Source organism: Haladaptatus halobius (genome assembly GCF_020618475.1).
GTDB classification, from domain to species: Archaea; Halobacteriota; Halobacteria; order Halobacteriales; family Haladaptataceae; genus Haladaptatus; species Haladaptatus halobius.
Genome location: NZ_CP085335.1, coordinates 2,773,558 through 2,787,894, shown reverse-complemented (window position 1 = coordinate 2,787,894; position 14,337 = coordinate 2,773,558). Strand labels below are relative to the sequence as shown.

The 14,337-nt window shown below is 63.2% G+C and carries 17 protein-coding genes; 11 read left to right on the top strand and 6 right to left on the bottom strand.

Features of this window, described 5'->3' with window-relative positions; genetic code table 11:
• The first annotated feature begins 21 nt into the window (after positions 1 to 21).
• Positions 22 to 297 carry a DUF7536 family protein gene (locus LIW51_RS16210; RefSeq protein ID WP_227375128.1) on the top strand — a complete coding sequence of 92 codons (276 nt, stop codon included), beginning with the start codon at positions 22 to 24 and terminating at the stop codon, positions 295 to 297.
• On the opposite strand, the gene LIW51_RS16205 is transcribed toward LIW51_RS16210, so the two are convergent.
• On the bottom strand, positions 294 to 1,502 hold the full coding sequence (locus tag LIW51_RS16205) for a potassium channel family protein (protein WP_227375127.1): 1,209 nt from the start codon (positions 1,500 to 1,502) through the stop codon (positions 294 to 296). The two genes, LIW51_RS16210 and LIW51_RS16205, sit on opposite strands and share 4 nt — an antisense overlap.
• Positions 1,503 to 1,705: 203 nt before the next feature.
• Between LIW51_RS16205 and LIW51_RS16200 the strand changes: the two genes are divergently transcribed.
• From LIW51_RS16200 to LIW51_RS16185, 5 genes are all read left to right on the top strand, one after another.
• A complete protein-coding gene (locus LIW51_RS16200) occupies positions 1,706 to 2,080 on the top strand; it encodes a hypothetical protein (RefSeq protein ID WP_227375126.1) in 375 nt (124 codons plus the stop codon).
• Positions 2,081 to 2,086: 6 nt separating this feature from the next.
• Complete coding sequence (locus tag LIW51_RS38580; protein ID WP_255766782.1) at positions 2,087 to 2,209, top strand: hypothetical protein; 123 nt, start codon at positions 2,087 to 2,089, stop codon at positions 2,207 to 2,209.
• A gap of 148 nt (positions 2,210 to 2,357) precedes the next feature.
• The gene (citZ, locus tag LIW51_RS16195) at positions 2,358 to 3,497 is read left to right on the top strand and encodes a citrate synthase (protein ID WP_227375125.1); all 1,140 of its coding nucleotides are present in this window, start codon (positions 2,358 to 2,360) and stop codon (positions 3,495 to 3,497) included.
• Positions 3,498 to 3,607: 110 nt separating this feature from the next.
• Positions 3,608 to 3,745, top strand: coding sequence for a hypothetical protein (locus LIW51_RS16190; protein WP_227375124.1), 138 nt, complete (start codon positions 3,608 to 3,610; stop codon positions 3,743 to 3,745).
• 78 nt (positions 3,746 to 3,823) lie between these two features.
• Positions 3,824 to 4,666 (top strand): AI-2E family transporter, encoded by an 843-nt coding sequence (locus tag LIW51_RS16185; RefSeq protein ID WP_227375123.1) that lies wholly within the window; start codon positions 3,824 to 3,826, stop codon positions 4,664 to 4,666.
• A gap of 69 nt (positions 4,667 to 4,735) precedes the next feature.
• Here LIW51_RS16185 and LIW51_RS16180 read toward each other — a convergent pair whose 3' ends face one another.
• The 3 genes from LIW51_RS16180 to LIW51_RS16170 all read right to left on the bottom strand — a co-directional run bounded on the left by LIW51_RS16180 (position 4,736) and on the right by LIW51_RS16170 (position 7,697).
• Entirely contained in the window at positions 4,736 to 5,416 is a 681-nt protein-coding gene (locus LIW51_RS16180) for an alpha/beta hydrolase (protein WP_227375122.1), read from the bottom strand.
• A 55-nt stretch (positions 5,417 to 5,471) separates the two neighbouring features.
• Complete coding sequence (locus LIW51_RS16175) at positions 5,472 to 6,779, bottom strand: MATE family efflux transporter (protein WP_227376826.1); 1,308 nt, start codon at positions 6,777 to 6,779, stop codon at positions 5,472 to 5,474.
• Positions 6,780 to 6,905: 126 nt separating this feature from the next.
• Positions 6,906 to 7,697, bottom strand: coding sequence for a hypothetical protein (locus tag LIW51_RS16170; protein WP_227375121.1), 792 nt, complete (start codon positions 7,695 to 7,697; stop codon positions 6,906 to 6,908).
• A gap of 81 nt (positions 7,698 to 7,778) precedes the next feature.
• Here LIW51_RS16170 and LIW51_RS16165 point away from each other — a divergent pair, with 81 nt between their 5' ends.
• Positions 7,779 to 8,168, top strand: a complete 390-nt coding sequence (locus LIW51_RS16165; protein ID WP_227375120.1) for a CopG family ribbon-helix-helix protein — start codon at positions 7,779 to 7,781, stop codon at positions 8,166 to 8,168.
• A gap of 3 nt (positions 8,169 to 8,171) precedes the next feature.
• Positions 8,172 to 8,561, top strand: coding sequence for a gamma-glutamylcyclotransferase family protein (locus LIW51_RS16160; RefSeq protein ID WP_227375119.1), 390 nt, complete (start codon positions 8,172 to 8,174; stop codon positions 8,559 to 8,561).
• 318 nt (positions 8,562 to 8,879) lie between these two features.
• Here the strand turns inward: LIW51_RS16160 and LIW51_RS16155 are convergent, their stop codons facing one another.
• Positions 8,880 to 10,283 (bottom strand): MATE family efflux transporter, encoded by a 1,404-nt coding sequence (locus LIW51_RS16155; RefSeq protein ID WP_227375118.1) that lies wholly within the window; start codon positions 10,281 to 10,283, stop codon positions 8,880 to 8,882.
• A 163-nt stretch (positions 10,284 to 10,446) separates the two neighbouring features.
• Positions 10,447 to 10,740: a DUF378 domain-containing protein gene (locus LIW51_RS16150; RefSeq protein ID WP_227375117.1), complete on the bottom strand. Its 294-nt coding sequence runs from the start codon at positions 10,738 to 10,740 to the stop codon at positions 10,447 to 10,449.
• 220 nt (positions 10,741 to 10,960) lie between these two features.
• Between LIW51_RS16150 and lipA the strand changes: the two genes are divergently transcribed.
• The 3 genes from lipA (at position 10,961) to LIW51_RS16135 (ending at position 14,337) form a co-directional block, all read left to right on the top strand.
• The gene (gene lipA / locus LIW51_RS16145) at positions 10,961 to 11,899 is read left to right on the top strand and encodes a lipoyl synthase (RefSeq protein ID WP_227375116.1); all 939 of its coding nucleotides are present in this window, start codon (positions 10,961 to 10,963) and stop codon (positions 11,897 to 11,899) included.
• 330 nt (positions 11,900 to 12,229) lie between these two features.
• Entirely contained in the window at positions 12,230 to 13,339 is a 1,110-nt protein-coding gene (gene pdhA / locus LIW51_RS16140) for a pyruvate dehydrogenase (acetyl-transferring) E1 component subunit alpha (RefSeq protein WP_227375115.1), read from the top strand.
• 2 nt (positions 13,340 to 13,341) lie between these two features.
• Entirely contained in the window at positions 13,342 to 14,337 is a 996-nt protein-coding gene (locus LIW51_RS16135) for an alpha-ketoacid dehydrogenase subunit beta (RefSeq protein ID WP_227375114.1), read from the top strand.

Below are 14,337 nucleotides of genomic sequence, written 5' to 3'. Positions count from 1 at the left end.
CGAGCGTCCCAACCGCCGAGCGTGCAAGAAGAGACACCCGAGCGTCCGGCGACCGCGAAACTCATCGAGGCGCTGAACGTCCGCCGGAACGCGGCGGTCGGCTTCGCCGTGAGCATCGCGCTCACCGCCATCGTGTACGTCTACCGCGTCGTGCTGATCGGCGAGGTCGCCGGACAGGCCGGGACGCCAGTGTACTACCTCGCGCTCGGATTCGTGCTGGCGGTCTCGCTCGGCGCACTCCTGACCGCGGTGTTGACGTTCGTTTCGGCACGGCGACTCGCGCGCGACCTTGACTAAACCCCGCCGCTGGGCCCACCGGCCAGCTCTTCGAGGCGCTCCGCGCCCGACCGGGTTCCTTTCGCCAGCAGCACGTCGGAAGCGTGAACCTCCGTGGCCGGGCCGGGGGAGATGACCCAGTCGTCCGGCGGTCTGCGAACCGCGATGACCCGCATCCCCGTCTCGGTTTCGACCCGTTCCTCGCCGAGCGTCGTCCCGTCGAAGGCGCTCTCCCGCGCGACGGTCACGCGAACGATGACCTCGTCGCTCTCCTGTACCGCCTGCTCGACGACGGGGTGGGTGCCGAGTCCGTGAAGGACGCCTTCGCTGATCTCGACCGCGGCGTCGCTGATGACTTCAGTGCTGTTGGCGAGGTGAACGAGACCGCGCAGGGAGACGGGGTCGTCGACGTGGCTCGCCGCTTGAAGCGTCCACGCCTCGAAGCGCGACTGGAGGGCGTCTACCTCGGCTTCGAGTTCCACCACTTCCTCCGCCACCTCCGCGCTATCGAAGAGGACGCTCCCGTAGGCGAGGTCGACCGCGAGTTCGCTCATGTTCTTCATCAGCACGATGGAGTCCACCGCGCGTTCGAGGTCGGTGTCGCCCGCCTCAGGTGGGTCGGGCGGTTCGTATCGCTCGCCGGTCGCTCGCTCGTACACGTCCGCGATGCCTTCGTCCGGGCCGCGGAGGAGGAGTCGGTCGTCCACCCGGAGGTCGGTGTTCCTGTCGGGGTTCAGAATCCAGTCGCCGCCGCGGTGAATGGCGATGATGCGGACGCCCGTCTCGGTTTCGAGGTTCAGCGCGCCGAGCGTCTGTCCCCCGAACGGCGAGGTTTCGGCCACCGACGCGCGAACGAGGGTTTCGATGGCCTCGGGGAGCGTCGCCCGCATCGTCTGTGGGAGACCGATGTCCTCCAGGACGACCTTGGCGATGTCGCCCGCGGCGTCGCTTATCTTCTCGGCGGCCCCGACGACGCCGAGGACGGGAGCGAGTTCCTCCGCGTCCTCCGGGCTCCTCGCGGCCATGAGTAGGCTCATTCGGGCCTGAAGTTCGAGCACGCCCATCTTGCGTTCGAGGGCGAGCACCTCGGTGGCGATGTCGTCGCTCCCGTGGAGTACGGCGGAGAAAGAGAGGTCGATGAGCAGTTCGGCGGTGTCTTTCATCTCCGCCAACACCTCCTTCACGCTCCGCGGTTCGTACTCCACCTCGCCGCTCGCGGATTCCATACGCCGAAGTTGGTCGTTCTCTCGTAAAAACGTTCGCAGAATCGGGAAATCCACCGCGGAGGAGGCGGTTCCGTCCCCGGTTCCGCCGCCAACAACGAACGAAAACCGGAACCCGGTTTTGCTGTCGGATAGAACTCCGGGGCAGTTACGCAGAAGGAATTATCACTAGGAAAGTACTCACCGTATCGTTCGAACGAGAGGGTATGGGACTCACCCGGAGGAGGGTGGGCTTTGCAATCGTCACCACAGTCATCGGTGCGACCGCTGGGTGCGCCGGATGGGCTGTCGGGTACGAGCGCGACCGAACGGATGGCTCGCGGACGAAGCGCACGGGCACCGACGAGAAGACGAGTTCGCCGACGACATTGGTTAGGACGATTTCCCTTCGGGAGCGACCGCCGTTCCCCGAGGGGCCGAAGGAAAAACCGCCTCCGCCGCGCGTGTGGAACGAATCGTCGGCGCGAAGGTACGCCACGGAGTACGAAGAACGGCGTCTCTACAACGAATACCACGGGGAAGATACGTCGGAGTACACGATCTCGTGCAGCGTTCGGAGCGTCGAGAAAACGCAGGAGTGATACGCGGTGACTCTCCTCTGTCAGGGTGCCGTCTACTCCGAGTCGTCCACGACGCAGGGGGATTACATTGGCCCGAAGGTCGTCTACTACCTCACGCCGAGTTCCGTCGAACGCGTGGAAAAGAACTAGTCGATGGAGACGGACTACTGCGCCGGATTTCGAGAGCGTGGCGACCGACGACGACAAAACGACGGCGATAGCGGCCATCTCGTACCAGTCCCGGCAGAACAACCACGAAAGATAATCCTTTTCGGGGTTGCCCGTGAACCTTTACGGTATGTCAGACGAGGTCAAACGAGGCCTAGAGGGCGTGGTAGTCGCTGAGTCCGAACTGAGCCACATCGACGGCGACGTGGGCAAACTCGTCTATCGAGGGTACACCATCGAAGACCTCGCGCGTGGGGCGAGCTACGAGGAGGTGCTGTATCTGCTTTGGCATGGCGAACTGCCGACCCGGGACGAACTGGAATCCTTCACCGAGGCGATGACCGAAGAGCGCGCGATAAACGACGGCGTCATGGCGACCGTGCGCGAACTTGCCGAATCGGATTCGAACCCGATGAGTGCGCTCCGCACCGCCGTCTCGATGCTGGCGACCTACGACCCGGACGACGCCGAGACCGACCCCGAAGACCGCGAGGCGAACCTCCGGAAAGGTCGGCGCATCACCGCAAAGATTCCGACCATCCTCGCCGCGTTCGCTCGTATCCGAGACGGCTCCGACCCGGTCGAGCCTCAAACCGACCTCGGACACGCCGCGAACTTCCTCTACATGCTCAACGACGAGGAACCCGACGACGTGACCGCTGACGTGTTCGACCAGGCGCTCGTCCTGCACGCGGACCACGGCCTGAACGCCTCGACGTTCTCGGCGATGGTCACGTCGAGCACGCTCTCCGACCTCCACAGCGCGGTCACGAGCGCCATTGGAACGCTCGCCGGACCGCTCCACGGCGGCGCGAACGCGAACGTCATGCGGATGCTGAGGGAGATCGACGACAGCGACCAAGACCCCGTCGGGTGGATCGACAACGCCCTCGACGAGGGTCGACGCGTCGCCGGATTCGGCCACCGCGTCTACAACGTGAAAGACCCGCGCGCGAAGATCCTCGGCGAGCGGAGCGAAGACCTCGGCGAGGCCGCGGGCGACACGAAGTGGTACGAGATGAGCGTCGCCATCGAGGAGTACATGCAGGAGCAAAAGGGACTCGCTCCCAATGTGGACTTCTACTCCGCCACCACCTACTACCAGATGGGCATCCCCATTGACATCTTCACGCCCATCTTCGCGCTCTCGCGCGTCGGCGGCTGGGTCGCCCACGTGTTGGAACAGTACGAGGACAATCGACTCATCCGGCCCCGCGCGAAGTACGTCGGGAACGAGAATATGGAGTTCGTACCCATCGACGAGCGATAACGAGCCGAGATTCGAGGGCGGTCGAGCACTCGTCTGCAAGGTGACTTTTGGTCGTCCCTGCTGTGCACTCGATCATGATGACTTCTTCGGGACTACGTAGCGATAGACTCGTGTGGGGGGCGGTCGGGATTATCCTCACGCTTCTCGTCGCGGACGCGCTGTACACCTACAATCGGCGCGGTCGTATTCGGCGTGTTCCTCTACTACGCGAACAGGCCGGTTCATCGCCGGATCGAGCGGCGAATTGACCACCCGATACTGAGCACGACGATGACGCTGCTATTTTTCTCGGTACCGATACTGCTGGTCGTGGGTACGCGGGGCTCGTGAGTGCGCAGGAGCTCAACCAGTACCTCACGGCGCACTCGCTCGGCCCGCTTCGGTCGACGCTGAACCGGTATCTCCCGGGGAAGAGCGTCACGAATCTCGGACAGATGCTGAGCGTGCTCGCGTTGAACCCGCAACGACTGCTTTCGGGGAACGCCGTGGGTCTGTTTCAGCGGGCGCTGGGGCAAATCACGGCCGTCGCGGCATTCGTCTTCAGCGTGCTCTCGCACCTGTTCGTGATGTTCCTCTTTGCGTACTACCTCCTCAAGCACGACGACGCGATCGCCGACTGGTTTCGGCGCAGTTTCGACTATCACGGCACCGCCGTCGCGTTCGGCGAGCGCGTCGACGACCAACTGGAGACGATATTCTTCGGCAACCTCATCACCATCGCGCTAACGTCTGTCATCGCCATCGCCACCTACTACGGTCTGAACCTCCTTGTCGAGTCATCCATCGTCGCGTACCCCGTGCTGCTCAGGATGCTCACGGTTATCTTCACCCTGATCCCCGTCGTCGGGATGAAGTTACTGTACGTGCCCTACACTGCAATTCTGCTCGGCGCCGCGGTTCGGAATCCGGCGGTACCCCTCTGGCATCCCGTGCTCTACTTCGCCGTGACGCTGGCCGTCGTGGACACCGTCCCCAACTTCTTCATCCGCTCGTACGTCTCGGCCGGCAGCATCAGTATGGCGCTGATCCTGTTCGCGTACGTCCTCGGCTCCATCGCGTTCGGCTGGTACGGGCTGTTCCTCGGCCCGATAATCCTCGTTCTGTTCTACAACTTCGCTCGCCTCGTCTTCCCGCAGTTGGTCAGCGGCGAGTCGGTTCGACCGGAGTAGACCGAATCGGTCGAGCGACTGGACGGAGAGTTCGGATTCGTCGCTCCACGGCGACGGAGGCCTACCTGCTCACGGAGATCCCTCGCCGAGAAGTTCGTCCAACATCCCCTCGACGTGGTCGATCTCCTCCTGCACGACGCCGTGACCCATCCCCTCGAATATCCGCTCGGTCACGTCACCGTCGAGTTCGCCGAGCACGTCCCTCGTCTCGTGTACTCGCTCGACCGGGATGTGGGGGTCGGTGTCGCTACAGCCGAGGTAGACGGGCGTCCCGCCGAGCGACCCGTCGTAGTCGCGGGGGGTTACGTCGGGGCCGATGAGACCGCCGCTGAATCCGGCGACGCCGCCGTACCGCCGCGGGTTCCGCGCGACGAACTCAGTCGTCAGGCACGCCCCCTGCGAGAAGCCGAGCAGGAACGTTCGCTCGGACGGAATTTCGGCCGCGTCGAGGTTGTCCACCACCGCGCCGAGCAGGGCCAGCGCGGACGAGAGGTACGGCTCGTTCGATTCCATCGGTGCGAGAAACGACTGCGGATACCACGTGTTTCTGGTCGCCTGCGGCGCGACGTAGGCGACGTTCGGGCGCTGGAACTCATTCGCCAGTTCGAGGATGCTCTCCGCCGTCGCGCCGCGACCGTGGGTCAGTACCATCGCGGCGTCGGCCTCGTCTATCGGCGTGCCCGCCGTTGCGACCGGTTGTCCCGAATGCGGCCCGTCGATTCCGTCCGTGGTGAAGTTGGAGTCCGACATCGATTCGATACTCGCGTTCGTCTCCCGTATTCTTTCCGTCGTCGCGCCACTTTCGTCACGTCTCGGCGCTCCCGCGTTCCTCCATCATCGCCGCCGCGCGCGATGCCCACCCGCCCCAGTAGAACCCAGCCCCGACCACCGACATCGACCAGACGTAATAGAGCAAGATTCCGGCGTAGACGCCGACCACGCCGTAGTCCAGCCGGACGCCGACCAGCCACGAAAAGCCGACCATGAAGAGGAACATTCCGGAGACGCGGGCGAAAAAAGGCGTCTTCGTGTCGCTACCACCCTGCAACGAGCCGGCGAGGACGACGAACGAGACGAGGAACGGCGCGGCCAGCCCGTACACGCGGGCGAAATCCGCGGCGTACTTCAGGGTCTCCGGGGCGGAGGTGAACAATCGAACGAGCGGCTCCGCGGCGAAAAAGAGCACGCCGCCGATGCCGCCGACCGTCAGGAGTCCGAGGGCGGCGGTCGCCCAGCCCTCGAACCGCGCCCGTTCGGGGTCGCCGTCGCCGAGCGCTTGTCCGACCACGACGCTCGACGCCACGCTGTACCCGCGCGAGAGCGGGCCGGTCACCTGCTGGTACACCCGGCGACCGATCTGGTAGGCCGCGTTGACCTCCGTGCCGAACGCGAGCAAGATGGCGTTGAAGGGGAACTCCGCGACGGTCGCCGCGAACCCCTCGCCGATTCGGGGCGCGCTGACGACGAGCAGCTGCTTCGTGATGATCTGGTTCCGCGGCCGCGCGAAGGAGGCCCGCGTCCAACCGCCGTAAATCGCCAGCAGAAGAGCGGTCGCGGTGAACAGGTTGCCGACGGCGGTGGCGACGCCGACACCGGTGATTCGCCACTCCGGAAACGGGCCGATACCGAGGCCGAGCGCCACGGTGCCGCCGATGTTGAGGAGGTTGGAGACGACGTTGACGTACATTGGCGTCCGGGTGTCGCCGGTTCCTTGCAACGAACGCGCGGCGACCAGCGCGACGTGGCGGGCGGGAGCGGTGAGAAAGATGATGATGAGGTACGTACCGCCCATCTCCGCGACGTTTTCGGGCGCGCCGAGGACCGAAATCGCGGACTCGGCGAACAGCAGCCCGAAGAGGACGAAGGGGAATCCCGCGAGCGCACCGACGAGAATCGCCTGCGTGACGGCCTCGTCGCGATTGGCGGTCGCACCGCGTCCGGTGTCCTGACTGGAGAGCGCGATGGCACCGCCGCCGAGGCCGAGGCCGATTCGAAGCGGGAGACGCGCGTAGAGATCCGCGAGACCGATGGCGGCGACGGCGGCGGGCGAGAACAGTCCGACGACGACGATGTCGGTCGTCCGCATCAGCGTCCGGAGCACCTGCTCGGCCATCACGGGCCACGAGAGACCGAGCACCCGTCGCCAGACCGCGACCACTCGCTTACGAAGCGTCACGCGACGCGGTTCTGTCCGGCGGGGTTTGGCTGTACCGGAACGGGCAACCCAAACGAGCACGAATCAGAACAGGCCGACGACGAAACCCACACCCATCAGAACCAACACCGCAGCCGAGAACAATGGGAGATGCTCGGCGTAGCGCTCGGCCCGTTCTTCGTATCGTTCGTAGCCCGCGATGAGCAGGAGCGTCAGCCCCACGATGCCGACGATGACCGTCAGCGCGTAGACGAACATAAGTTCGAGACAGTGGTTCGTCGTACTACAGATGGCGATTATCTCGAACTCCTCCTCGTGGGCGAAGCCGAGCACGAAGGCGAATCCAGCGATACCCCACAGGCCGCGGTCGGTCGCGTCCTCCATCGACCCGTGGGAGTGACCGCCGAACGGAAGTGCCCGCTTCACCTTTCCGAGTAGACCGCCTCCGTGGTGATGGTGCTCGTGCCCGTGATGGCCATGATTGTGGTCACCGTGTTCGTGATGGTCGTGCGAATACCCGCTACCGGGTGAGTGTGAGTGCCCGTGTAGATACTCACGAACCCCGAGCAGAATCAGCAGGACGCCCGCGACGACGCTCACCGGGCCGCCGATCTGAACTCCGCCGACGGCCAGCGGATCGTTCACCTGCGCGAGGTCGAAATACTCCTTCGCCCAGAAGAATATGAACACCATCACGACGCTGCTTATCAGGTGTCCGACGCCGAGGACGAAACTCGCCGCGAAGCCGTAGAGCCACTTGTTCGTCTGGTCGAGCGCGTACGACGCGGCGACCGGCCACCCGTGCCCCGGTTCAACGCCGTGGACGAAGCCGAGCGCAACCGTCCCGAACAGAACTCCGAGTTCGACGTTCCACATCCGGTCGGAGTTACAAACCACCGACACATACCGGTTGTTATTACCGAACCGCTGAAGGGGTAATATCCCGAACCGACGGTCATGCGAACGAGTCTCAGCGTCCCCGACGACGTACTCTCGGCGTTCGACGAGACGTGGCGAGCGCAGGGGTTGGAATCGCGTTCCCGGGCCGTCCGCGAGGCGATGGCCGAGTACACCGAAGCGCACGCCCAGTTCGAGGACGTGGCGGGCGACATCGCCGCGGTGCTCGCGTTCGATTATGAACACGGGTCGGTCGTCGGCGACCTCCACGCCATCCAACACGAGTTTCACGAGGTCATAAACACGACCAGTCACGTCCACCACGACCACTGGTGTCTCGAAACGGTGTTTTGTCGCGGTTCGGCGGAACGAGTCCGCGACCTCGCCTATCGACTCAGGGATTTCGACGCCGTCGGGCGCGTGAAAGTGCTCTCGATTCGGACGAGGTGACGCATGTTGGTGTTCGTCTACGGAACCCTCACGAACCCCGACTGCGTCGCATCCGTGGTCAAGACGTTCGAGTTTGTCGGCGACGCGGTGCTCTCGGGACTCCATCGCGTCGACGGTCGCTACCCGACGCTCGCCCCGGGCGGCGAGACGGACGGTCGGCTCCTCGAAACCACCGACATCGCCGCGCTCGACGCGTACGAGGGCGTGGAACGTGGTCTGTACGTTCGAATCGCAGTTCCAACAGAGGGAGGAGACGAAGCGGAAGTGTACGTGGGAAACGCGAACCGTCTTGGCGTCACCGAATCCGTTTCGTGGCCCGGTGAGGGAGCGTTCGAGCGGCGCGTTCGTCGGTTCGTCGGCGACCGAGATGTTAGCGTTCGGATAGTCGAATGATTTATGTGCGACGTGCGTCAGACTCTGACGTCTGCCTTTCGTCTGACGGACGGCTTTTGGCGGGGCCTGCTGTCGGTTTTCACTTTCACTCTTCCCCCCGTGAGTTTAAGTACCCCGAAGTGCACTGTCCGAGTGCGGTCACACGCTCCGCGCTCCCATTCTTTCCCCTTTCGCCCGTGTGAGTGGCGACGCAATGTCGGAGTCGGGACGATATCCCCAACGGTCGGCTCCATCGTTCGAACGGAGACCTAGCACGATTGGAGACGAACCGCTAGCGTCACTTTTACCGAACCGTCTCGAAATCCGAGCGGAACGTCGTCAGTCTGCGGCACTCGTCGCCGCTTTGGCGGCCCGCTGTAACATCCCGTTGCTGGTCGAGTAGTAGTAGTACGCGCCAGCGCCGATTGCGCCGACGACGTTCGAAATCGTGACCGCCCAGAAGACGACGTTCACGTCTTTCCCGAGCCACATCACGCCGACGGCGGCGATGGGCAGTCGAACGCCCCAGTATTTCAGGAGGTCGGCTATCAGGCTCACCTTCGTCCGGCGCGCGCCGTTGAACCCGGCGTTGAACAGGTAGATCGCACCGATGCCCCAGTAGCCGTAGACGAGGATTTGGAGGTACTGGACGGTCAGTTCGAAACCTTCGGGCGACATATCGGGGACGAACGTCTCGACCAACAGTTCGGGAACGACCCACTGGACGGTGCCGACGAGGGTGAGACCGACCATCGCTATGACCACGCCGACCCATGTCGTCCGTCGAGCGCGAGCGGGCTTGTCGGCACCGAGATTCTGACCGATGATGCTCTGTGCGGCCTGCGAGAGACCGCTCGCGGGGATGAAGGCGACGCTAGCGATTCGCGCACCGACGTTGTAGGCCGCGAGAGCGGCGGGACCACCAGCCACGGCGACGATGCCGACGATGAGAACGCGAACCGACTGGCCGGCGAGGCGCTGGCCGAACATCGGGAGTCCAATATCGACGAGTTCGCGATAGTCGCCCATCCGGAACGTCATCGAGTTTCGTGTGAGCGTGTACCCGTCCCGGCCATGAAGCATCATCCCGAGCGCGAGAAGGGACGAGATACCGTATCCGAGGACGGTAGCGAGGGCAGCACCGGCGATTTGGAGCCCGTCGAATCCGGGAATCCAGTAGCCGAAGATGAGAAACGGATCGAGGATGATGTTGACGGCGACCGCGACGACGTTGATGTAGAGGGCGGCGCGCGAATCTCCCCATCCGATGAATCCGAACTCGATGGCGTCGCCCATACCTATTATCGGCAACCCGAACGCGTACGTCGTCAGGTAGACGATAGTGAGCGACGTGACCGTGGAGGTCGCACCGAACAGGAAGACGACATCCGGTATGAAGAGGAACACGAGGCCGATGAGGACAAGACCCATGACGAACGCCAGCGTGATGCCGTGAAACGCCGCGCGACGAGCACCTGCCTCGTCGTCGGCTCCGACGCGCTGGGAGACGAGTACCTGGGTTCCGATGTTCGTAATCATGAAGATAGCGAACAGGATGGCGGTAAGCGGGAAGCTCAACCCGACTGCGGCGACTGCGTCCTCGCCGAGACGACCGACCCAGAACGTATCGACGACTTGTTGGGCGACTTGTACGAAGTTCTGCAAGACGAGAGGTGCGGCGAGAAGTACGAGAGCTCGCACTAACGACCCGTCAGTGATTTCATCCCGGGATAGCTCGGGCATGGTTTGCGGCTATACAAATCATGAAATCCTGATAGTATTTATAAGTATTGTAGAGAGAGGATATGACAATGTTCATCACCATGAAATAAGGAACCAAACAAACATCGCGGAGGAAGTTGGGAAAGTAGAGAACCGACTGAAAAGGTAGGCAAGAAAAAAGAAGTCACTCCGTCTGCTGAGGGGCTCGTTGGCGCGTCCGGCGACTCGCGCGACCGATTTTGTAGCTGGTGTAGATGAAATACAGCCCCGCGAGACCGACGAGCACGTAGATGAGATACGTGATCGTCTGAGCGACATCGGGGAGAAAGAGCAGTCCCATCGCCTGCTGTACGACGTTCAGTCGTTCGCCGATCAGTCCCGTTACCCCGACGATGCCCCAGTTGAGTGCGCCGACCACGACTAGAAGAATGCTGAACCAGTCCAATCCGTTCGTGTCCATCCCGTCGTTCGTTCTCATACGATCGTTCGTAGCCATACCGAATCAGTAGGCGAATGAACGGCATTGTTATTTGCTTCTTATCCCACAACCGGGGTGAGTACTCTCGGATTTCCTGCCGACAACAGGGGGATACGCGCGGCTATCGAGTCGAAACGGTGGGGGCGGAACGGTGGATTCGTCCATCTCGCCTCCTCGAATACCCTATCCTTTTTGTCGTGGTAGCCCGAAGCCGCCACCAATGAGTGGGCGGCGCAAGCCAAACTGGCTGAAGATGCGGCCTCCGTCGGGACAGGAGTTCACGGGGATCAAGCGGACGCTCCGAGAGCACGACCTTCACACCGTCTGTGAGGAGGCCAACTGCCCGAATCTCGGCGAGTGCTGGAGCGGGCGAGGCGAGGACGGCGGCGGGACGGCCACCTTCATGCTGATGGGCCACCAGTGCACGCGGAGCTGCGGCTTCTGCGACGTGGACACCGGCGGCGGCGAACCGCTCGACCCGGACGAACCGGCGAACGTGGCGAGCGCCATCGCGGAGATCGGCCTCGACTATGTGGTTCTCACGTCGGTCGACCGCGACGACCTCGACGAGCAGGGTGCGGGCCACTTCGCGCAGACAATTCGAGAGATAAAGAAACGCCATCCCGGTATCCTCGTTGAAGTGTTGATTCCGGACTTCCAAGGCGAAGAACGTCTCGTTCGAAAGATCATCGACGCCGAACCGGACGTTATCGCGCACAACGTCGAGACGGTCGAGCGACTCCAGCGGCCCGTCCGCGACCCGCGTGCGGGCTACGAACAGAGCCTCGGCGTTCTCGAACAGGTCGGGCGCGAGTCGAATATCTACACGAAGACAAGTCTGATGCTCGGCCTCGGGGAGTACGACCACGAAGTGTATCAGGCGCTCTCCGACCTCCGAGAGACCGACGTGGACATCGTCACGCTCGGCCAGTACCTCCAGCCGTCGCGCTCCCATCTCGACGTCGAAGCGTACGTCCACCCCGCGAAGTTCGAGACGTGGCGACAGGTCGCGGAGGACGAACTCGGTTTTCTCTACTGCGCCAGCGGACCGATGGTTCGGTCGTCCTACAAGGCAGGTGAACTGTTCGTCGACGCTATCCTCCGGGACGGGAAGACGGTGGAGCAAGCGAGGCGCGAGGCTCGGAGAGCCTCCGTATAGCGAGCGGAGAGGAACGACCCGCGAACCGCGAGGCCCACCGGGTCTCGGTTTGAACGAGCAGCAACGCCGCGAAGCGGGAAGTGCACACGGCATTCGTCCGACCGAAAGAGGAAACGGTGTACAACGATGTTCATCGGTTCTCAAGACCGTACGAGACTGCCCATCGTTTGACCGACATCCGGCCGGTAATTTTAAAATGGGAAATTTGACCGGCGTTTGCGGCACAAACCCGTAAAAATGGCATGCGAAGCAGTTTCTATGGGAAGTTAATTACGAAAACCCTATAATGCGCGCGAGAGTTTTTTCGCACATGTCAGGATGGGTTCGACCGTGAGCATCGTACACCGAGACCCCCAGGAGCGAGTACAGATACTGGACGAAGACGGCACGGTGCTGGACGGTGCGGAGGTGCCGAACCTCTCCGATGAGGAATTGGTGGATATGTACCACCAGATGCGTCTCGCCCGCCACTTCGACGAGCGGGCGGTCAGCCTCCAGCGCCAAGGTCGGATGGGAACGTACCCCCCGCTTTCGGGACAGGAGGGCGCACAGATCGGGAGCGTCTACGCGCTCAGCGACGACGACTGGATGTTCCCGAGCTACCGCGAACACGGCGCGGCGCTCGTCCGCGGCCTCTCGCTGAAACAGACCATGCTCTACTGGATGGGCCACGAAGCGGGGAACGAAATTCCCGAAGACTCCAACATCTTCACCGTCGCGGTGCCCATCGCAACGCAAGTCGTTCACGCGACCGGCGCGGCGTGGGCGTCGCGTCTGAAGGGTGAGGAGAAAGCGTTTCTCTGTTACTTCGGCGACGGCGCGACGAGCGAGGGCGACTTCCACGAAGGGATGAACTTCGCGGGGGTCTTCGACGCACCCGCCGTCTTCTTCTGTAACAACAACCAGTGGGCGATTTCGGTGCCGCGCGAGCGCCAGACCGCCTCCAAGACCATCGCGCAGAAAGCGCAAGCATACGGCTTCGAGGGCGTGCAGGTCGACGGGATGGATCCTCTCGCGGTGTACAAAGTGACGAAGGAAGCCGTGAACAAGGCGAAAAACCCCAGCGAGGACGAACTACGTCCGACGCTCATCGAGGCGGTACAGTACCGCTTCGGCGCGCACACCACCGCCGACGACCCGAGCGTCTACCGCGACGACGACGAAGTCCAGCGGTGGAAGCAGAAGGATCCGATTCCGCGGATGGAAGCGTTCCTGCGGAACACGGGACGGCTCGACGACGAGTCGGTGGACGCCATCGGGGAGGACGTCAAAGAGCGGGTCGCGGACGCCATCGACGAGGCGGAGTCGGTCGAGCGACCCGACCCCGAGGAGATATTCAAGCACGTGTACGCGGACATGCCGCGACGACTGCGCGAACAGCGCGAGTGGTTCGAGCGAATCCGCGAACAGTACGGGGACGACGCACTTCTGGAGGAGTAACTATGAGTCAGGCAACTACCGAATCGGAGAATCTCACGCTCGTGCAGGCAGTCCGCGACGGACTGTACACTGAAATGCAACAGGACGACGACGTGGTCGTCATGGGCGAGGACGTCGGCAAGAACGGCGGCGTGTTCCGCGCGACCGAAGGGCTCTACGACGAGTTCGGCGACGACCGCGTCATCGACACGCCGCTGGCGGAGTCCGGCATCGTCGGCACCGCGATCGGCATGGCAGCCTACGGTCTGAAGCCCGTACCGGAGATCCAGTTCATGGGCTTCATCTACCCGGCGTTCGACCAGATCGTCTCGCACGCGGCCCGCCTGCGCACACGCTCGCGCGGCCGGTACACTTGTCCGATGGTCATCCGCGCGCCTTACGGCGGAGGCATCCGCGCGCCGGAACACCACTCCGAATCGACGGAGGCGTTCTTCGCGCACCAGCCCGGTCTCAAAGTCGTCATCCCGAGCACGCCGTACGACACGAAGGGGCTGCTCACGGCCGCCATCCGCGATCCCGACCCGGTCATATTCCTCGAACCGAAGCTCATCTACCGCGCGTTCCGCGGCGACGTACCCGCCGAATCCTACGAGGTTCCCATCGGGGAGGCCGCGGTGCGCAAAGAGGGGACGGATATCTCGGTGTTCACGTGGGGTGCGATGACCCGCCCGACGATGGAAGCCGCCGAGCAGTTGGAGGGCGAAATCGACGCGGAGGTCGTCGACCTTCGAACCGTCTCGCCGCTCGACACGGACACCATCGTCGAGTCATTCAAGAAGACCGGACGCGCGGCGGTCGTCCACGAAGCCCCGAAGTCGGGCGGTCTCGCCGGAGAGATCGCCGCGACGATTCAGGAAGAAGCCCTGCTGTACCAGGAAGCGCCCGTCGAGCGCATCACCGGCTTCGACACGCCGTTCCCGCTGTACAGCCTCGAAGACTACTACCTGCCCGAACCGGCCCGCATCAAGGAGGGCATCCGCGACGCGGTGAACTTCTAA

Excerpts from the sequence above, each read along its gene's own strand:
- LIW51_RS16205 (WP_227375127.1), bottom strand. The coding sequence starts at position 1,502 with ATGGAATCCGCGAGCGGCGAGGTGGAGTACGAACCGCGGAGCGTGAAG.
- LIW51_RS16200 (WP_227375126.1), top strand. The coding sequence starts at position 1,706 with ATGGGACTCACCCGGAGGAGGGTGGGCTTTGCAATCGTCACCACAGTC.
- citZ (WP_227375125.1), top strand. The coding sequence starts at position 2,358 with ATGTCAGACGAGGTCAAACGAGGCCTAGAGGGCGTGGTAGTCGCTGAG.
- LIW51_RS16180 (WP_227375122.1), bottom strand. The coding sequence starts at position 5,416 with ATGTCGGACTCCAACTTCACCACGGACGGAATCGACGGGCCGCATTCG.
- LIW51_RS16175 (WP_227376826.1), bottom strand. The coding sequence starts at position 6,779 with ATGGCCGAGCAGGTGCTCCGGACGCTGATGCGGACGACCGACATCGTC.
- LIW51_RS16170 (WP_227375121.1), bottom strand. The coding sequence starts at position 7,697 with ATGTGGAACGTCGAACTCGGAGTTCTGTTCGGGACGGTTGCGCTCGGC.
- LIW51_RS16165 (WP_227375120.1), top strand. The coding sequence starts at position 7,779 with ATGCGAACGAGTCTCAGCGTCCCCGACGACGTACTCTCGGCGTTCGAC.
- LIW51_RS16160 (WP_227375119.1), top strand. The coding sequence starts at position 8,172 with ATGTTGGTGTTCGTCTACGGAACCCTCACGAACCCCGACTGCGTCGCA.
- LIW51_RS16155 (WP_227375118.1), bottom strand. The coding sequence starts at position 10,283 with ATGCCCGAGCTATCCCGGGATGAAATCACTGACGGGTCGTTAGTGCGA.
- LIW51_RS16150 (WP_227375117.1), bottom strand. The coding sequence starts at position 10,740 with ATGAGAACGAACGACGGGATGGACACGAACGGATTGGACTGGTTCAGC.
- lipA (WP_227375116.1), top strand. The coding sequence starts at position 10,961 with ATGAGTGGGCGGCGCAAGCCAAACTGGCTGAAGATGCGGCCTCCGTCG.
- LIW51_RS16135 (WP_227375114.1), top strand. The coding sequence starts at position 13,342 with ATGAGTCAGGCAACTACCGAATCGGAGAATCTCACGCTCGTGCAGGCA.